Here is a 16174-nt window from a genome sequence, read left to right on the forward strand (position 1 = left end):
TCCCGCGGGTCAGGGCGTCGTCATCACCGCGGTGCGGTCGTTCGCCGTCGTGCCCGCGGCCCACAGGACGTCCGCTCCGGGCAGGGCCGTGATCGAGGTCAGGCGGAGCGCGGGCGCCGGGACCACGCTCCAGCCGGTGGACGTGCGGCGCAGCAGGACCGTCGTGCCCGCCTCGTTCTGGCCGGCCAGCCACAGCCGTCCCGCGCCGTCGGACACCACCCGCTGCGGATAGGGGAGCTCGGCGGGCTGCGGCGCGCTCTGCCACGTCGACCCGTTCCAGCGGCGCAGCTTGGACCCCGACGCGGTCGAGAAGGCCCCGACGGCCCACACATCGGCGGGGGCGGCCGCCGCGGCCGAGACGAGGCCGCCGTCCGCGCCGTCGGCCTGGTCCGGGACGGCCGTCTCCGACCAGGACGTCCCGTTCCAGCGCAGCGCGGCGTAGCGGGTGCCCTGGCCGGGCGCGGGCCGCACGCGCTCCCCGGTGGCGAAGGCCTCGTTCGCCCCGGTGCCGGTCACGGACGTGAGCCCGAAGAATCCGGCGGGCACGGGGGTGCGCTGCCAGGCGGCTCCGTCCCATCGGGCCAGGAACACCTGCGACGAGGAGTCGACGCCCGACAGCCAGATCCCGGCGGGACCGGCCGTGAGGTCGGTCGCGGTGCTCAGCCCCGCGGGCGCCGCCACCCGGGTGAAGGCGCCCGAGGCGAACCGCGCCAGATAGATCCCCTGCGCGCCGTTGCCCCGGCCGAGGACCCAGGTCCCCGAGGCCGAGGCGGCGACCCGCGTGACCCGGCCGTCGCCGGAGAAGCCCGGCAGGGGGTACTCGCGCCAGGCCGTTCCGTCCCATCGCCGCACGACGGGGTTCCCGTCCGTCCACACGATCGTGCTGAGCGGCGGCGAGAAGATCGGGATGCTGCCCTGGTATCCGGCGATCCACACGTCCGACGGCCCGGACGCGCCGATCCCCTCGACACCGTTGCGCGGCCACAGGAACGGCAGCGCCACCTCCCGCCATCCCTCGGCCCCGTGCGCGGGAACGGCGAACGACATGCCCAGCACCGCGACGGCGGCCACGACCCGTGTACGCATCCGCCCACTGTCACCCGGTCCGGCCGCCAGGACTACTAGCGAACCGATGAATTCCGCCCCCCGATTTGCGCCGCCCGCCCGGGAAGTCCGCCCGTCCCGGGGACGGTGGGACGGATGGTGACGGGGAGGGTCCGGAGGCCGCGCAGGACCGGGCTCTGGATGCGCTCCGGAACGCCCGCGGGCCCGAGGTGGGGATGGCGGCGGGCGAGGGTCTCGAGGACGATCCGGGTCTCGAGCCGGGCCAGGGCGGTCCCGATGCAGTAGTGGATGCCCGAGCCGAAGGCGATGTGGTCTCCGGCGGGCCGGTCCAGCCGGAAGGCGTCGGGGTCGGCCCAGTGGCGGGGGTCGCGGTTGGCGGAGCCGGTCAGGGGCAGGACGCGGGCGCCCTCCGGGACGGTGACGTCGCCGATCCTGACCTCGGCTGTGGTGACGCGGAGCAGCCCCTGGGCGGGTCCGTCGTAGCGCAGCGTCTCCTCCACGACGGCGGGGGCGAGATCGGGGTCCGTGCCGAGGCGGCGCCACAGGTCGGGACGGTCGAACAGCGCGAGCATGGCGTTGGAGACCAGGTTGGTCGTGGTCTCGTTGCCGGCGACGAGCAGGAGGATGCAGAAGTTGACGAGCTCGGCGAGGGTGAGGGCGTCGCCGTCCTGGTCGCGGGTGACGAGGAGGCTGATGACGTCCCCACCCGGGCGGTGCCGCCGGCTGCGCACCGTGCGGGCGAAGAACCAGGAGACGGCGAGGGCGCTCCTGGCCATCCTGATCCGGCTTCCGCCGGTGAGCAGGCCGTTGACGAGCTCGTCCGACCAGCGCTTGAAGTCGTCGCGGCGGTCGGCGGGGATGCCCATGAGCTCCGCGATCACGATGGTGGGCAGCGGCGAGGCCACGTCGCGGACGAGATCGTCGTCGAGGTCGTCGACGAGCCGCTCGGTGATCTCCCTGATCCGCGGTTCCAGCGCCGCGATCCGCCGCGGGGTGAAGGCCTTGGCGACCTTGCGGCGCAGCTGGGTGTGGTGCGGCGGGTCGCTGGTCAGCAGCGTCCGGACGGGTGGAAGCCGGTCGAGCAGCCGCGCGAGCCGCCGCGGGATCCTGATCGCCGGGTTGAACGGATTGTCGTCCAGCCCCGCCTTCCCGAGATCGGACGAGAAGCCCGGGGCGTCCCGGAGCACGGCCAGCACGTCGTCGTACCTGCTGACCAGCCACAGATCGTTGGCGGCGCTGTAGTGCACGGGCTCGACATCGCGAAGCCAGGCGTACACGGGGTAGGGATCGGCGACGAAGTCGGGGTCGTTCAGATCGAGCGTGGTCATGTCCGTGCTCCGATCGCGGTCATCAGCGTGGAAACCCATTGCCGTACGTAGCGGTCGTCATCCATGCCGAACGGCCGGCCGCCGTGGACCTGGGTGACGATCCAGTAGTTCTCGATGGCGCCGAGCCAGATCGTGGTGACCGCCTCGAAGTCCGGTCCCGGCGCGGACGCCCTGCCCTCCAGCCATCCGGCCAGGAAGTCGTGCGACCGGGCGAACAGCCGTTCCCGGACGTCCTCCATGACGGCCGGGAACTGCTCGCACTCCTTGGACATCACCCGGATCAGGTCACGCCAGTTGTTCATCATCAGCAGCGAGCCGCGGGCCAGCAGGGTCAGTTCGGCCTCCAGGTTGCCCAGGGAGAGCATCGGGGCGAGCGAGAAGGCCGTCTCGGCGGTGGCGATGGCCCGCTCGACGGCGGCGGCCATCACCTGCTCCTTGGAGCCGAAATGCGTGTAGAGGGAGCCCGAGTGGGGTGACAGGCCGGCCGCCGCCTCGATGGCCGCGACGGACGTCCCGGCGTATCCCCGTTCGGCGAACAGCCGGAGCGCCTCGTCCAGGATCCGGGTGCGCGTGCCATCGGCCACCGGGTTCTCCCATCGATCACTTGGATGACCCGAACCTACGCTTGCCATCTAACAGACACAAGTGTTTCTTTGAAAATCAACCCCTGGATGGGCCCGTCGACGCCCATGGTCACCTCATACGGGCGCCGCGTGTCGTAGAAGGCGAACCCCCCGGCGCGAGGACGGCCTGCTGACCGCCCTGGTCGATCACCGTGGAGCCGCCGCCGCAGACCATGAACATCTTCAGCGGGTCGGGATCGGCCCGCGAGATCAGCTTCGGGGTGCGGCCGGCCGTCATGGGCATCACGTCCAGCACGGCCACCTGCACGGCGCCCGGTCCGCTCACCCGCAGCACGGTCCGGAAGTCGGACGCGAACTCCGACGCGCACTCCATGGGCACCCAGGTGGCGGCCGTGACCTCCCTGATCATGTCGAAGCGTTCTTCCGCCGGCAGCTGCTCGACGGTGAAGAGGATGCTCATGGCGACCACGTCCCGGGCGGGGACCCGGTTTCGCCGAGCCGGAGTCCGATGGGAAGGGTCGCGGGCCGCCGCGGACCCGGGTCGGCGGCGGCCCGGTGCTCCGATCAGGACGGCGCGAGGATGACGACCGGGATGTCGCGGTCCGTCCAGGAGGCGTACTTGGCGAAGTCGGCGTAGAGCTCGACGAGGCGGGGCCACAGGGCGTCGCGTTCGGGGCCCGTCGCCTCGCGCGCCACGACGGCGACGTCGCGGCGGCCCCGCAGGTGGACCCGGGTCGCGGGGTCCGCCAGCAGGTTGTGGTACCACTGCGGGTTCTTCGGCAGGCCGCCCTGCGAGGCGACGATGACCAGGTCGGTGCCGTCCTCGAGGAACAGCAGCGGGGTGGTGAAAAGCCGGCCGGACTTGCGTCCCCGGTGCTCCAGCAGGAGCGTCGGGACGGGTTTGCGGAATCCGGCGCCGACCCGCCACTTGCTGCCGACGCGTCCGTTGGTGAGGGTGAAGACCCTCACCTGGAGGCGGGCCATCACCTTGATCACGCGGTTGGTGACCGGGGAGTCCAGGCCCTGGGGCGCCTGCTCGGGGAGAGAGAATCGGCCCATCGTGCGGGTCCCTTCGGGTCAGGCCCGCGGGGCGGGCGCGGTCGTGCCGCCCAGCGGGATGGGGTCGAGGCCGAGCTTGTGGTGGTCCCAGGAACGGGCCCGCTTCACCTCGACGCGGACGGCGACGCGCTTGTGGAGCATGAACTCCACGAGCTCGCGGACCTCCTCGCTGTACGGGCCGTTGTAGCGCTCCCAGATGCTGACGCCGACCCGCCACAGAGCCTCCGGGTCGTCGACGATCTCGGCCTGCCCCTCGAAGGACACGCCGCGCAGCTCGTCGTAGGTCAGGCCGTCCTCGACCAGGACGGTCACCCGCGCGTCGCGCCGGATGTTGACGGCCTTCTGCGCCTTGGCCTTGGTCTCGAACCAGATGACGCCGTCGAGCACGGCGTACCACATCGCGACCGTGTGCGGATGGCCGTCGGGGCCGATCGTCACCAGGGTCGCGGTGCGCTGGGAGGCCAGGAACGCCTCGATCTCCGGCGGGGTCATCTCGATCTGCGAACGCTGCTTGATGCCCATGGACTGCTCCTTCTGCTGTCTCTAGCGGGGTGGCCCGGCGATGACGCTGGTCACGACGTCGACGAGCTGGTCGGTGATGTGGTCGATGCTCCAGTGCGACGGGTCGCCGCCCAGCACGGCCCGCGTGCGGCCGACGTCGCCGAGGACGTGGAGGGTGAGCGACATCGCCTGGATGAGCCGGAAGGCGATGGTGTCCATGGACGGGCGGGGCTCCAGCCGCTCCATCAGCGCCACGAACCGGGCGTTGCGCTCCAGGAAGGTGTCGGCGATCGGCGCCAGCGCGGGGTCGCCGGCCGCCAGGAGCTGCCCGATCACCGACACCCAGTGGCCACCGCCGTCGACCACCACGTCGAACAGCGGGCGCACGAAGGCCAGCGCCAGCGACCGCGGATCGGCCCGCTCCCCGTCCGGCAGGGCCTCCAGCAGCGCGTCCCGCCGCGAGGTCACCTGGCCGATCCGGCCGCGCACGACCGCCGCCAGCAGCGCCTCCTTGGACCCGAAGTGATAATGCACCGCGGCGACGTTGGTATCGGCCTCCTGCATCACCGCCCGCAGCGACACCGCGCCGATCCCCCGCTCGGCGAACAACCGCTCCGCGGCCAGCACCAGCCGCTGACCGGTCGCTTGCTCGGTTGCCATCCCCGCACCCTATCAACCGTTTCAATCAGTTGATAGACCGCACCGGGTGGCCGCGACCCTGGCCGACGCGACCTTGAGCGGTGCCGACCTGCACAGCGCCGATCTGGCCCGCGCGTCCCTCACCCACGCGGACCTGAGCCGGGCGAACCTGCGCGTGCCCCCGGTCCCCTCCGCCGGGATCAGATCCGGTAGAGCTTGGCGGCGTTGCCGCCCATGACCTTGCGCTGGGTCTCGGGGCGGAGGGTGGAGATCTTCTCGCTCACCATCCCGATCGGGTCGGGGTGCAGGCAGGTGGGGTGGGGGAAGTCGGTCTCGAACATGACGTTGTCCTCGCCGACCGAGTCGATGAGGTGCTGGAGGTCGCCGCGGCCGGTCTCGAACCAGAACGTGGCGACCCAGTTGTCGCGGAAGTACTCCGAGGGGCGCTTCTGCAGCTTGTCGAACCAGTGGGGGGCGTTCTCCTCCAGCTCGTAGTCCATCGCCTCGAGCATGAAGGGCACCCAGCCGATGCCGCTCTCGACCGAGACCATCTTGAGGTTGGGGTGCCGGTCGAACATTCCGCAGTAGGCGCTGTTGAGGAGGACCCGGGAGTTGTTCTGGAACAGCGACGCACCGCCGATGGCGGGCTTCACGGAGTCGTCCTGGCTGGGCCAGTACGTGCTGCCGAAGTAGGACAGGGCCGTCTGGCTGGCGCCGATGTGGAAGTGGACGGGCAGGTCGAGACCGGCGCACGCCTCCCAGAACGGGTCCCAGGCGGGGTCGCCCAGGTCCGGGGAGCCGGAGTCCTGCGGGTCGGCGGTCATGTTGACGCCGCGGAAGCCCAGCTCGGCGCAGCGCGCCGCCTCCTTCACACAGGCGTCGACGTCCCAGGCGGGCATGATCGGCATGGGCAGCAGCCGGTTCCCCGACTCCTCCTGGACCTCGGACATGGCGTCGTTGTACAGCTCCAGGCAGAGCCGGACCGCCGACTTGTCCTTGACGGCGTTGTAGAGGTTCTGGCCGCCGATGCCGATGGAGTTGGGGTAGAGGACCTGGGCGTCGATGCCGAGCTCGTCCATCAGCCGGACCCGCTCCCGGGTGTCCCACGCCGCCGGATGGACGTCGGCGATCCCCCAGGACCCGCCCTGGGAGCTCCGGAAGGGATGCTTCTTGCCCTGGTGGTCGATGGTGCCGCCGGAGCCCGCCTTCCCGAAGGTCTTGCCCTCGATCACCCACATGTCCTGGCCGTCAACGCGCTCCACCCGGGGGACCTTGTCCTCGTACCCCTTCGGCGCCCGCTCCGTGAACAGGTCGTGCCGCTCGGTCAGGTGCGCGTCCGCGTCGATGACCCGGATACCTTCAGCCAGCCTCGCCATTGTGGTTCCTCCCAGGACGGCACGATTCACGAACTCCGGCCCACCGTAACGCTTCGAGAACTAGTAAGTAAATACTCACTCATGGCAGCTCTGCCGAGGCGCCTCACGCCTCTTCGCGCTCCGCACCGGCAGCGACGGCCCGCCACGCTCCTCAGGTGTCCGTACACGCAGGCCGGACGGCGATGAGCATCGCCCCGACGCTCCTCCCACGCCCGCGAAGCCCCCATGGCGGCCTCGAAGGAGACTCGGCTAGCCTGACCATAAATAGGTGAGCACTCACTATGAGGGACCTGGAGGCGGTCGTGACCGGCACGAGCGGCGTGTACTTCGACCCGTACGACGTGGACATCGACCGTGACCCCTATCCGGTGTACCGGCGGCTGAGGGAGGAGGCGCCGCTCTACTACAACGACGAGCACGGCTTCTACGCGGTCAGCCGCTTCGCCGACGTCGAGGCGGGGCTGGGCGAGCCGGAGACCTTCATCTCGGGCCGCGGCGCGATCATCGAGCTGATCAAGGCACGGATCGACTTCCCGCCCGGAGTGCTGATCTTCGAGGACCCGCCGATCCACACCGCCCACCGCAGGCTCCTGTCGGGCGTCTTCACCCCCCGCAAGGTCCTGGCCATCGAGCCCAGGATCCGCGAGTTCTGCGCCCGCGCGTTGGACCCCCTGGTCGGCTCCGGGCGCTTCGACTTCGTCACCGACCTGGGCAAGCAGATGCCGATGCGCACCATCGGCATGCTGCTGGGCATCCCCGAAGCCGACCAGCGGGCCATCAGCGACCGCGGCGACGGCCGCCTGCGCACCGAGGCCGGGCAGCCGATGGAGTACACCGACATCCTCAGCGGCGAACCCTTCTCCGACTACATCGACTGGCGCGCCGACCACCCCTCCGACGACCTCATGACCGAACTCCTCAACGCCGAGTTCGAGGACGAGACCGGCACACGGCGCAAGCTCACCCGCGAAGAGATCATCACCTACGTCACCGTCGTGGCCGGCGCCGGAGACGAGACCACCGGCCGCCTGATCGGCTGGTCCGGGAAGGTCCTGGCCGACCACCCCGACCAGCGCCGCCTTCTCGTCGACGACCCCTCCCTCATCCCCGGCGCCATCGAGGAGATCCTTCGTTTCGAACCGCCCGCCCAGCACGTCGCCCGGTACGTGGCCCGCGACACCGAGGTCCACGGCCGGACGATCCCCGAGGGCTCCATCATGCTCTTCCTCCTCGGCTCGGCCAACCGCGACCACCGCCACTACCCCGACGGCGACGCCTTCGACATCCACCGCAAGATCACCCAGCCGCTCACCTTCGGCCGCGGCACCCACTTCTGCCTCGGCGCCGCCCTCGCCCGCCTCGAAGGCCGCATCGCCCTCGAAGAGGTGCTCAAACGCTTCCCCGAATGGACGGTCGAGACCGACAAGGCCACCCTCGCCCCCACCTCCACCGTCCGCGGCTGGGACACCCTCCCCACCCTCACCTCGTGACGAGACCGGCCGGCGGGGCTCGTCGGAGCCGGCGCGGCCGGGCGATGGCCGGAGCGCCCGCGGGCGGCACCCGTCCCGTCCGCACGAAGCGGTGGCGGCCCGGTCCGCTGGGCCGGTGACGATCCTCATCGGTGGTTCGAGAGCCCGTTCAGGCGTGGTCGGGGGCTTGCGGCCCCGGTTCCGTCTCACGAGGCCGGCGGTACTCGGTGGGGGTGCGGCCGGTGAAGCTGCGGAAGGCCCTGCTGAAGGCGCTGGGGCTGGTGAAGCCGACGGCCGTCCCGACCTCGAGGACGTTGGCGCCGGGCTCGGCGAGCAGGGCCATGGCCCGGATGAGCCTGGCCCGGACGACGAACTCGCGCCAGGTCGTGCCCGTGGCGTCGTGGAAGCGGCGGCGCAGCGTCCGTTCCGAGATGTGGAGGGCGTCGCTGACCTCGCCGGCCGTCACGGACGCAAGGTGCCGCTCGGTGTGGGCGATGACGGCCGCGACCAGGGGGTCGGTGCTCGTGGGCAGCCAGAGGGGCTGTTCGCGGCCGAGACCGTCCTCGATGATCAGGGCGAGGGCCGAGAAGTAGGTGTCGGCCCTCGCGTCGGCCGCGGTGCGCCTGATCGGCCAGCGCAGCGCGTAGACGATCATCTCGCGGAGCAGCGGGGCCGCCGCGACGACCGTCGCCCGGCCGAAGACGCCGCCGGGGAGCATCGAGGGGTCGAAGAAGACCGAGGCCGTTTTGACCCCGCGCAGGATCGTGTTGTGCTCCGTCCCCGCCGGGACCCAGATGGCCTGCCGGGGCGGGACGAGGTAGCGTCCCGCGGCCGTCTCGACCTCGGCGACCCCTTCGAGGGCGTACTCGAGCTGATGCAGGTCGTGGTGGTGCCAGCCGGTGACGAGGTCCTCGGCGTCGTAGGCGAGGGTGCCGGCCAGAACCGAGGGGGCCGTCCGGACCGTGACCGCTCCGATGCTGGCCACTGAAGGCAAGGAACTGTCCGCCATCGCGTCGACTCCCTCGGTTCCCGGTTCGTAGCGTGGTGTCGTCCGACTACGAGATCACCGTTCTCCATCATAGAGATCGCGGGTCTCTTCGCGTCCGAGGAGCAGCCATGAGGACCGACGACCTGATCCTGGTGAGCATCGACGACCATGTCGTGGAGCCTCCCGACATGTTCGACCGGCACGTCCCGAAGAAGTGGGCGGACCTCGCGCCCCGGCTGGTACGCGACGACCAGGGCGTCGACCGGTGGATGTACCGGGGCGTACAGGCCGGGGTCGCCGGGCTCAACGCCGTCGTCTCCTGGCCGCCCGAGGAGTGGGGCATCGATCCGGCGGGCTACGCCGAGATGCGTCCCGCGGTCTACGACGTGAACGAGCGGGTCGCCGACATGAACCGCAACGGGATCCTCGCCTCGATGTGCTTCCCTACGTTCGCGGGGTTCAGCGCGGGCCATCTGAGCCGGGTCAGGGACGAGGTCACGGTCGTGATGATCCAGGCCTACAACGACTGGCACATCGACGAATGGGCCGCCGCGCATCCCGGCCGCTTCATCCCGATCGCGCTCCTGCCGCTGTGGGATCCCGCGCTGGCCGTCGCGGAGATCCGCCGCGTCGCGGCCAAGGGATGCCGGTCGGTCACGATGCCCGAACAGCCGCACCTCGACGGGCTGCCGAGCTACCACGACCTCGATCACTGGGGCCCTGTCTTCGAAGCGCTCAGCGCGTCCGGGACGGTCATGTGCCTGCACATCGGCCAGGGCTTCGGGGCGATCACCCAGGCCCCGGACGCCCCCATCGACAACAAGATGATCCTCGCCTGCCAGGTGTCGGCACTCGGTGCGCAGGACCTGCTCTGGGGCCCGGCCCTGCGCACCTACCCCGACTTGCGGGTCGCCTGGTCGGAGGGCGGAATCGGCTGGATCCCCTTCTACCTCGACCGCTGCGACCGGCACTACACCAACCAGCGCTGGCTGCGGCGCGACTTCGGCGACCGGCTGCCCAGCGACGTCTTCCGCGAGCACTCCCTGGCCTGCTACGTCACCGATCCGACGTCGCTCAAGCTCCGCCACGACATCGGGATCGACATCATCGCCTGGGAGTGCGACTACCCCCACTCCGACTCCTTCTGGCCGGACGCACCGGAACGCGTCCTGGGGGAACTGGAGTCGGCGGGCGCGACCGACGCGGAGATCAACAAGATCACCTGGGAGAACGCGGTGCGCTTCTTCGACTGGGACCCTTTCACCCACATCCCCAGAGAGCGGGCGAACGTCGGGGCTCTGCGTTCACTCGCGGCCGACGTCGACGTCTCCGAGCGATCGCGCAAGGAGTGGGCCGCTCTCTACGCGGCCCGCTCGGCCTGAACGGGGACGAGAGCACTTTTGATCTTCAGTTCCCGGGCCATGTAGCGGCTCACGCCCCGCGCCTGGGCGTCGTCGCCGCCGAGGACCCGATGCCGGTAATCCCAGCCGTGGCCGGCGAGACTCTGAACGGTGGCCGACGGCGTGACGCTCGGAATACGGGCCTTGTCCAGAGAGGGCACCATCGCCTTCGACTCGCCGGGACCCGCGTTCAGGCCCAGCAGCAGGCCCGTTCCCAGCACCCCGGCGGTCACCACCGCCAGAAGGGCGCGCCGTCCCCGCCGGAGCGGACGGTGACCGCTCCCCGTCCCCGAACCCGTCCCCGTGTCCGGGCTGGTCTCCGGGCTCGCCTCCGGTAGCGGCGGGGCGGCCGGCACCGGCATGAGCTGGACGGGCGGTGGGATCGCGAGGCCCAGCAGCTCCATGACGGCCGTCCGCATCGCCGCGGCGCTGGGAAGCGATCCTCGGGGCGTTCGGACAGGGCCCGGAGCAGCAGGCCGTCCCAGCGGGGCGAGAGGTCCGCACGCCGCGCCGACGGCGGCACGGGCATCTTCTCTTCCGCCTCGGTGCCGCCCTCAGCGTCCGCCGATGAAGAGCGCGGCGGGCACGAACAGCTCGTGCCCGCTCACGAAGCGGACACGCACTCCGGCGTCCGTCCACTCGGCCGCCCGGACCCGGAGACTCCCCCCGGCTCCGATGTCGACCCGGTGCCCGTAGGACAGTCCCGGATCCCCGCTGATCACCAGGTGATAGGACTCACTGAAAAGCGTCCGCTCGCGAAAAAGACCCACATGATGCCCGGCCCCGTCCGCATAGCGGACAGTCGCCGGCTGATCCTCCCGCTGCACGAGCGTCCGTCGCGGCCACATCACGACGACAACGGCCACCACGACCCCGATGACGACGCCGAGGCCGACCAGCCCGAGCCGTCCACCCCAAGCCCCTCGCCCTGCGACCATGGAGAAAGTCTAGAGGCGCCCCGGATTCTCCGGAGGGCGACGGCGAGTGACGGTGGCACGGTCGGACACGTCCGACGGTTGTCGGGCGCGGCGAGACGCGGGTGCACGGGCGGCCGCCGGAGATCGCTTGGTGGTTCTGACGAACGATCGGACGCGGGCTAGAGGCCCAGGCGTTTGGCGATGATCTCGTTCATGATCTCGGTGGTGCCGCCGCCTATGGACAGGAGGCGGACGTCGCGGTAGTGGCGTTCGACTTCGGAGTCGCGGAGGTAGCCCATTCCGCCGTGGAGCTGGACGGCCTCGTTGACGACCGATTCGGCGGCGGCGACGGCGGTGTTCTTGGCGTAGGCGGTCTCGGTGAGGACGTCCTCACCGGCCAGGTGGCGGTCGGCGGTGCGGCGGGTGTAGGTGCGGGCGACGTCGACCTGGCGGGCCATTTCGGCGATCTTGTGGCGGACGACCTGGCGGGAGGACAGGGGGCGGCCGAAGGTCTCGCGCTCCCGGATCCAGGCGAGGGTGAGGTCGAGGGAGCGCTGGGCGTGCGCGTAGGCCTGGACGGCCAGCGACAGCCGCTCGGTCACGAAGTGCTGGACGATCTGGAGGAAGCCGGAGTCCTCCGCGCCGACCAGGTTCGCCGCGGGCACCCGGACGTCGGAGAAGGCCAGTTCGGCGGTGTCGGAGCAGAGCCATCCCATCTTGCTCAGCGCCCGTGAGACCTCGAACCCCGGCGTCCCCTTGTCGATCACCAGCATCGACAGGCCGCCGTAGCCGGGGCCGCCGGTCCGGACGGCCGCCGTCACGAAGTCGGCCCGGACGCCCGAGGTGATGTACAGCTTCGACCCGTTCACGACATAGGAGTCGCCGTCGCGGACCGCCGAGGTCCTGACCGCCGCCACGTCGGAGCCCGTGTCGGGCTCGGTGATGCCCAGGCAGCCGATCATCTCGCCGGCGAGGACGGGCCGGGCGTACCTGTCGATCAGGTCCTTGTCACCGCTCGCGATGATGTGCGGCAGGGCGATCCCGTGGGTGAACAGGGACGCGATCAGGCCGCCCGATCCACCCGAGCAGATCATCTCCTCGGCCACGATGAAGGCGTCCACGGCGTCCCCGCCCTGGCCGCCGGCCTCCTCGGGGAACCCCGCGCCCAGCAGTCCCGCCTCGGCGGCCTTGCGGTGCAGGGAGCGGGGCAGTTCCCCCGCCTCCTCCCACTCGCCGAGGGAGGGCAGGATCTCGCGGCGGGTGAAGTCGCGCACGAGCTGCCGCAGGGCCGCACGTTCGGGGGTCTGCCAGGGGTCCATCGCGCGCCTTTCCAGAGGGAACCGAACCGGATTCGGAACCTATCACCGTACAGACGGGACGTCGCTCCCTGCCGGGCGGGACGGCCGGGACCCTACCTTCGGACCATGCAGACCCTCACCTGGATCATCATGGGCTCCACCGGCAGCGCGCCCGGCGTGCTCTCCCTGTCCGGCGGCCGTGTGGCCTTCGAGGCGTTCGGCAGGGGCGCGCTCACCATGAGCCAGCTGCGCACCCTGGAGCAGCGCACCGGACGTCCGGGCCTCGCCGACCACCTCACCGACGGCCATCGGGTGCCGATCTTCGAAGCGCCGCTCGAGGCCGTCACGAACGTCACGTTCCCCTGGTACTACTTCGGCGGCGGGATGAAGCTCACCATCGGCGGCCACCCGTTCCGCTTCTCCTTCCTCCAGCCGCAGAACACCCGCTTCCCCGGGGACCTCTCGACCCTGGGCGAGCTCACCTCGGGCCGGGCCGGCGGCCGCGCCTGGAAGAGCGTCTTCGCGTGAAAGAGACCAGGGCACCCGCTCACGGGTGCCCTGGTCCTTCGTCGTGCCCACGGGGGCGAGCCGGCGCTGCGACGCCCCCGTGGGGGGTCTCAGCGGCGGACCTTGGCACGGGCCCTGCCCACCTGTGCCCTGGCCTGCTTCCTGGCGGTCTTCGCACCGCTCGCGGCCTGCTTGCGGGCCACGTCCGCGCCCTGCTTCGTGCGGTCGCCGAACGCCTCGCCCGCGAGCCTCAGCACGGCACCGGCTTCGCGGCCGATCACCTTGAAGTGCTTGCGCGCGGCCATCTTGCGACGGCGGGCGGCCAGCCCGGAGCGGTACTTCCTCAGCGCCCAGACACCGGCGGCACCGACGGCCAGCGCACCGGCCCCGGCACCGGCCCGGCGGCGTGCGGGCGCGGCCTCCGGAGCGGTGATCTTGTCCTTGAACTCGGCGGCTCCGGCCTTGACCTGAGCCGCGGTGTCGTGAGTCGTCTCCTGAGTCTTCGTCTCGTTCATCAGCTCGCCCCTCCACATAGTCGGCTGTCCCAGGGATTCCCGTGAGGAGAGCTCTAAACAAAGGGGTTGAAATCCGGCACCCGGGTAGGGCGGTGGGCTCCCGAAGGAAGGAGACGGTCGTGAACGCCACGTCCAAGAACGACGTCGTCCAGCTCCTGCTGGACCAGCACGCCGAGATCAGGAAGCTGTTCACTCAGGTGGAGAACGCCTCCGGAGAGACCCGCAGGGAGAAGTTCGACGAGCTTCGGGCGCTGCTCGCGGTCCACGAGACCGCCGAGGAGGAGGTCGTGCACCCCTTCTCGCGCGGTGTCCTCGGCAAGACCAGCGCCGAGGTCGACGCGATCATCGGTGAGGAGGAGCAGGCCAAGCACGTGCTGAAGCGGCTGGAGAAGGTCGGCACCGGATCACCGGAGTTCCTGCCCCTGTTCCGCGAGCTGCACGACGCGGTCGAGAAGCACGCCCGGCACGAGGAGCGCGAGGAGTTCCCCAGGCTCCGCGAGCGGGCCGAGCCCGACGAGCTCGCCGGCCTCGCCACGATGGTGCGGGCCGCCGAGGCCGTCGCGCCGACGCACCCGCACCCCGGAACGGACTCGGCGACGAAGAACCTGATCGCCGGTCCGATGGCGGCGGTCGCCGACCGGGCCCGTGACGCTATCCGCAAGGCCAGGCACTGACCGTCAGACCCGGCAGGCCAGAGCGCCGGAGCCGATGATCCACCAACGGCGCCGGGGAGGTCCCGAATCGGGTCTCCCCGGCTTTCCATTCCGCTGACGCCCACCGATCGCGAGGGTTACTCTCGGAAAATCGCGACCGGGAGGCAGGTGTGGACGACAAGCGGCTCGACGAGACCTTCCTCGACCCCGATGAGGAGCTCGTCGCGGAGATCGCGCGCCAGTTCGCCCCACCCGACGTGCTCAGCAGGCCGGGACTGTCGATCGCGCTGGGCACCCGGCAGCGCTCCGCCCTCGGCGTCGACTTCTGCGACGCCTTCGCCCTCGACGAGGACCGGACGGCCTTCGCCGTCGGCGACGTCAACGGCGCGACCGTCGCCGGGTCGGTCCACCTCCTGCGGATGCGGATGGCGCTGCGGGCGCTGGCCGCCTCGGTCGAGCTTCCGCCGCACCTGCTGCTCGCCCGGCTCGACATGCTCGCCCACGACCTCGACCCCACCGGCGAGCTGCTGGTGACCTGCGTGTACGCCGTCCATGATCCCCGCACCGGGGAACTGCGGCTGGCCAGCGCGGGCCAGGTCACGCCGATCCTGGTGCAGGCCGACGGCCGCGCCGAACTGCTCGACCCGCGGCCCTCTCCCCCGCTGGGCACCGGCGTCGGCCTCTACGAGACGCTCTTCCATCCGGTGCCGGTCGGATCGCTGCTCATGCTCGGCACCAAGGGCCTGACCCTGACGCCCGAGGAGCACGCCTCTCCCGGCGAACCCGACTCCCTGCCCTCCTCCCCCGAGAAGATCAGGGACGCGCTGCTCGGGACCGTCAGCCGGACCGTGGCGCTGGCCGTCGCGCGGTTCACCCCGGCCCAGCCGGTCGTCGAACCGGTCGTCGTGCCGCCCGACCTCGCCGCGGAGCCGCCGGTCAGCACCTGGTCCGGGCTCGGCCTCGCCGGACGCGAGACCGAACTCGACACGTTGAAGCAGTTCATGTCCGAGCACCGGATCGTCACCGTCACGGGTCCGCCGGGCGCCGGGAAGTCGGCGCTGGTCAAGGAGGTGACCCCGCAGCTCACCGAGGACTTCCCCGACGGCGTCCGGCACGTCGACCTGTCCGGGCTCCGCGATCCCCTGATGCTCACCGACATGATCACCGGCACGGTGTCGCTGCTGGAACTCGCCGACCGGGAGATGCTCCTCGTCCTCGACGGCTGCGACCACGTGATGGCCGACTGCGCGACGCTCATCCAGTCGCTGCTGCGGGCCGCCCCCGGGCTGAAGGTGCTGACGACGGCGCGCCAGCCGCTCGGCCTGATCATCGAGAAGACGCTGCCGCTCGGCCCGCTCGACCCGGCCGACGCCCTCGCCCTGCTGGTCGCGCGCGTCGAGGAGGCGGGCTACCCCATCTCCGAGCCGGAGACGATCCGCGGGGTGAGCTCCTCCCTCGACGGCCTTCCGCTCACGATCGAACGGGCCGCCCAGAAGCTGGCGGGGGTCCCGATCGACGAGCTCGCCCTCCTGACCGAGGGCATGAGCTGGAGCCACGAGCTGTGCAGCCCCAAGGAGCGGCTGCTGTGGGCCCGCCTGTCGGTCTTCGACGGCCCCTTCGACCTGACGGCCGTCGAGTTCGTCTGCTGCGACGAGGTCCTCCCCCGCGAGGACCTCCCCCCGCTGCTGGCGAGCCTGACCGACCGTTCGATCCTGCTTCTGGAGACCGACCCGATCGCCCCCGGCTACAGCCTCGTCGAGGGCGTCAGGACCTTCGGCAGGTCCCGTCTCGAACCGATGCCCGACCATGCCACGATCCTCCACCTCCACCGGGAGTGGCTCCGCATCCAGCAAGATCGCGCGATCTAGAACCTCG

The 16174-nt window shown here is 71.0% G+C and carries 19 protein-coding genes; 6 read left to right on the forward strand and 13 right to left on the reverse strand.

Features of this window, described 5'->3' with window-relative positions; translation table 11 throughout:
* Nucleotides 1–9 precede the first annotated feature (9 nt).
* The 7 genes from ABD785_RS14990 to ABD785_RS15020 form a co-directional block, all read right to left on the reverse strand.
* Nucleotides 10–1086, reverse strand: a complete 1077-nt coding sequence (locus ABD785_RS14990; RefSeq protein WP_344828130.1) for a hypothetical protein — start codon at nucleotides 1084–1086, stop codon at nucleotides 10–12.
* Between the two features lie 35 nt (nucleotides 1087–1121).
* The gene (locus ABD785_RS14995; RefSeq protein WP_344828137.1) at nucleotides 1122–2393 is read right to left on the reverse strand and encodes a cytochrome P450; all 1272 of its coding nucleotides are present in this window, start codon (nucleotides 2391–2393) and stop codon (nucleotides 1122–1124) included.
* Nucleotides 2390–2977: a TetR/AcrR family transcriptional regulator gene (locus ABD785_RS15000; protein WP_344828143.1), complete on the reverse strand. Its 588-nt coding sequence runs from the start codon at nucleotides 2975–2977 to the stop codon at nucleotides 2390–2392. The genes ABD785_RS14995 and ABD785_RS15000 overlap by 4 nt, the downstream gene beginning before the upstream one ends.
* Nucleotides 2978–3086: 109 nt before the next feature.
* Nucleotides 3087–3437, reverse strand: a complete 351-nt coding sequence (locus ABD785_RS15005; RefSeq protein WP_344828149.1) for a hypothetical protein — start codon at nucleotides 3435–3437, stop codon at nucleotides 3087–3089.
* A gap of 104 nt (nucleotides 3438–3541) precedes the next feature.
* Nucleotides 3542–4036, reverse strand: a complete 495-nt coding sequence (locus ABD785_RS15010; protein WP_344828155.1) for a nitroreductase family deazaflavin-dependent oxidoreductase — start codon at nucleotides 4034–4036, stop codon at nucleotides 3542–3544.
* An 18-nt stretch (nucleotides 4037–4054) separates the two neighbouring features.
* Entirely contained in the window at nucleotides 4055–4558 is a 504-nt protein-coding gene (locus ABD785_RS15015) for a pyridoxamine 5'-phosphate oxidase family protein (RefSeq protein WP_344828161.1), read from the reverse strand.
* A gap of 21 nt (nucleotides 4559–4579) precedes the next feature.
* On the reverse strand, nucleotides 4580–5197 hold the full coding sequence (locus tag ABD785_RS15020; RefSeq protein ID WP_344828167.1) for a TetR/AcrR family transcriptional regulator: 618 nt from the start codon (nucleotides 5195–5197) through the stop codon (nucleotides 4580–4582).
* 46 nt (nucleotides 5198–5243) lie between these two features.
* Between ABD785_RS15020 and ABD785_RS41325 the strand changes: the two genes are divergently transcribed.
* The gene (locus ABD785_RS41325) at nucleotides 5244–5414 is read left to right on the forward strand and encodes a pentapeptide repeat-containing protein (protein ID WP_425547772.1); all 171 of its coding nucleotides are present in this window, start codon (nucleotides 5244–5246) and stop codon (nucleotides 5412–5414) included.
* Here the strand turns inward: ABD785_RS41325 and ABD785_RS15025 are convergent.
* Complete coding sequence (locus ABD785_RS15025) at nucleotides 5377–6552, reverse strand: amidohydrolase family protein (protein ID WP_344828172.1); 1176 nt, start codon at nucleotides 6550–6552, stop codon at nucleotides 5377–5379. The two genes, ABD785_RS41325 and ABD785_RS15025, sit on opposite strands and share 38 nt — an antisense overlap.
* 281 nt (nucleotides 6553–6833) lie before the next feature.
* Here ABD785_RS15025 and ABD785_RS15030 point away from each other — a divergent pair, with 281 nt between their 5' ends.
* Complete coding sequence (locus ABD785_RS15030; RefSeq protein WP_344828176.1) at nucleotides 6834–8042, forward strand: cytochrome P450; 1209 nt, start codon at nucleotides 6834–6836, stop codon at nucleotides 8040–8042.
* Between the two features lie 148 nt (nucleotides 8043–8190).
* On the opposite strand, the gene ABD785_RS15035 is transcribed toward ABD785_RS15030, so the two are convergent.
* A complete protein-coding gene (locus ABD785_RS15035) occupies nucleotides 8191–9006 on the reverse strand; it encodes a helix-turn-helix domain-containing protein (RefSeq protein ID WP_344828181.1) in 816 nt (271 codons plus the stop codon).
* A 131-nt stretch (nucleotides 9007–9137) separates the two neighbouring features.
* On the opposite strand from ABD785_RS15035, the gene ABD785_RS15040 reads away from it, so the two are divergent.
* Nucleotides 9138–10391, forward strand: a complete 1254-nt coding sequence (locus ABD785_RS15040) for an amidohydrolase family protein (protein WP_344828186.1) — start codon at nucleotides 9138–9140, stop codon at nucleotides 10389–10391.
* Here the strand turns inward: ABD785_RS15040 and ABD785_RS15045 are convergent.
* The 3 genes from ABD785_RS15045 to ABD785_RS15055 form a co-directional block, all read right to left on the reverse strand.
* Nucleotides 10370–10828 (reverse strand): hypothetical protein, encoded by a 459-nt coding sequence (locus ABD785_RS15045; protein ID WP_344828191.1) that lies wholly within the window; start codon nucleotides 10826–10828, stop codon nucleotides 10370–10372. The two genes, ABD785_RS15040 and ABD785_RS15045, sit on opposite strands and share 22 nt — an antisense overlap.
* 135 nt (nucleotides 10829–10963) lie before the next feature.
* Nucleotides 10964–11347: a hypothetical protein gene (locus tag ABD785_RS15050; protein WP_344828194.1), complete on the reverse strand. Its 384-nt coding sequence runs from the start codon at nucleotides 11345–11347 to the stop codon at nucleotides 10964–10966.
* A 158-nt stretch (nucleotides 11348–11505) separates the two neighbouring features.
* Entirely contained in the window at nucleotides 11506–12645 is a 1140-nt protein-coding gene (locus tag ABD785_RS15055) for an acyl-CoA dehydrogenase family protein (protein ID WP_344828198.1), read from the reverse strand.
* A 105-nt stretch (nucleotides 12646–12750) separates the two neighbouring features.
* On the opposite strand from ABD785_RS15055, the gene ABD785_RS15060 reads away from it, so the two are divergent.
* A complete protein-coding gene (locus ABD785_RS15060) occupies nucleotides 12751–13152 on the forward strand; it encodes a hypothetical protein (RefSeq protein WP_344828201.1) in 402 nt (133 codons plus the stop codon).
* Nucleotides 13153–13241: 89 nt separating this feature from the next.
* On the opposite strand, the gene ABD785_RS15065 is transcribed toward ABD785_RS15060, so the two are convergent.
* Nucleotides 13242–13646 (reverse strand): hypothetical protein, encoded by a 405-nt coding sequence (locus ABD785_RS15065; protein ID WP_344828204.1) that lies wholly within the window; start codon nucleotides 13644–13646, stop codon nucleotides 13242–13244.
* 119 nt (nucleotides 13647–13765) lie between these two features.
* On the opposite strand from ABD785_RS15065, the gene ABD785_RS15070 reads away from it, so the two are divergent.
* Nucleotides 13766–14320 carry a hemerythrin domain-containing protein gene (locus ABD785_RS15070; protein ID WP_344828207.1) on the forward strand — a complete coding sequence of 185 codons (555 nt, stop codon included), beginning with the start codon at nucleotides 13766–13768 and terminating at the stop codon, nucleotides 14318–14320.
* A 149-nt stretch (nucleotides 14321–14469) separates the two neighbouring features.
* Nucleotides 14470–16167 (forward strand): ATP-binding protein, encoded by a 1698-nt coding sequence (locus ABD785_RS15075; protein WP_344828210.1) that lies wholly within the window; start codon nucleotides 14470–14472, stop codon nucleotides 16165–16167.
* Nucleotides 16168–16174: the final 7 nt, after the last annotated feature.

The sequence above is a fragment of the Actinocorallia longicatena genome (genome assembly GCF_039534125.1).
Taxonomy (GTDB): domain Bacteria; phylum Actinomycetota; class Actinomycetes; order Streptosporangiales; family Streptosporangiaceae; genus Actinocorallia; species Actinocorallia longicatena.

Coding starts and splice junctions, on each gene's coding strand:
- ABD785_RS14995 (WP_344828137.1), bottom strand. CDS start 2,393: ATGACCACGCTCGATCTGAACGACCCCGACTTCGTCGCCGATCCCTAC.
- ABD785_RS15010 (WP_344828155.1), bottom strand. CDS start 4,036: ATGGGCCGATTCTCTCTCCCCGAGCAGGCGCCCCAGGGCCTGGACTCC.
- ABD785_RS15060 (WP_344828201.1), top strand. CDS start 12,751: ATGCAGACCCTCACCTGGATCATCATGGGCTCCACCGGCAGCGCGCCC.
- ABD785_RS15065 (WP_344828204.1), bottom strand. CDS start 13,646: ATGAACGAGACGAAGACTCAGGAGACGACTCACGACACCGCGGCTCAG.
- ABD785_RS14990 (WP_344828130.1), bottom strand. CDS start 1,086: ATGCGTACACGGGTCGTGGCCGCCGTCGCGGTGCTGGGCATGTCGTTC.
- ABD785_RS15020 (WP_344828167.1), bottom strand. CDS start 5,197: ATGGCAACCGAGCAAGCGACCGGTCAGCGGCTGGTGCTGGCCGCGGAG.
- ABD785_RS15025 (WP_344828172.1), bottom strand. CDS start 6,552: ATGGCGAGGCTGGCTGAAGGTATCCGGGTCATCGACGCGGACGCGCAC.
- ABD785_RS15055 (WP_344828198.1), bottom strand. CDS start 12,645: ATGGACCCCTGGCAGACCCCCGAACGTGCGGCCCTGCGGCAGCTCGTG.
- ABD785_RS15050 (WP_344828194.1), bottom strand. CDS start 11,347: ATGGTCGCAGGGCGAGGGGCTTGGGGTGGACGGCTCGGGCTGGTCGGC.
- ABD785_RS15005 (WP_344828149.1), bottom strand. CDS start 3,437: ATGAGCATCCTCTTCACCGTCGAGCAGCTGCCGGCGGAAGAACGCTTC.
- ABD785_RS15045 (WP_344828191.1), bottom strand. CDS start 10,828: ATGCGGACGGCCGTCATGGAGCTGCTGGGCCTCGCGATCCCACCGCCC.
- ABD785_RS15030 (WP_344828176.1), top strand. CDS start 6,834: ATGAGGGACCTGGAGGCGGTCGTGACCGGCACGAGCGGCGTGTACTTC.
- ABD785_RS15015 (WP_344828161.1), bottom strand. CDS start 4,558: ATGGGCATCAAGCAGCGTTCGCAGATCGAGATGACCCCGCCGGAGATC.
- ABD785_RS15040 (WP_344828186.1), top strand. CDS start 9,138: ATGAGGACCGACGACCTGATCCTGGTGAGCATCGACGACCATGTCGTG.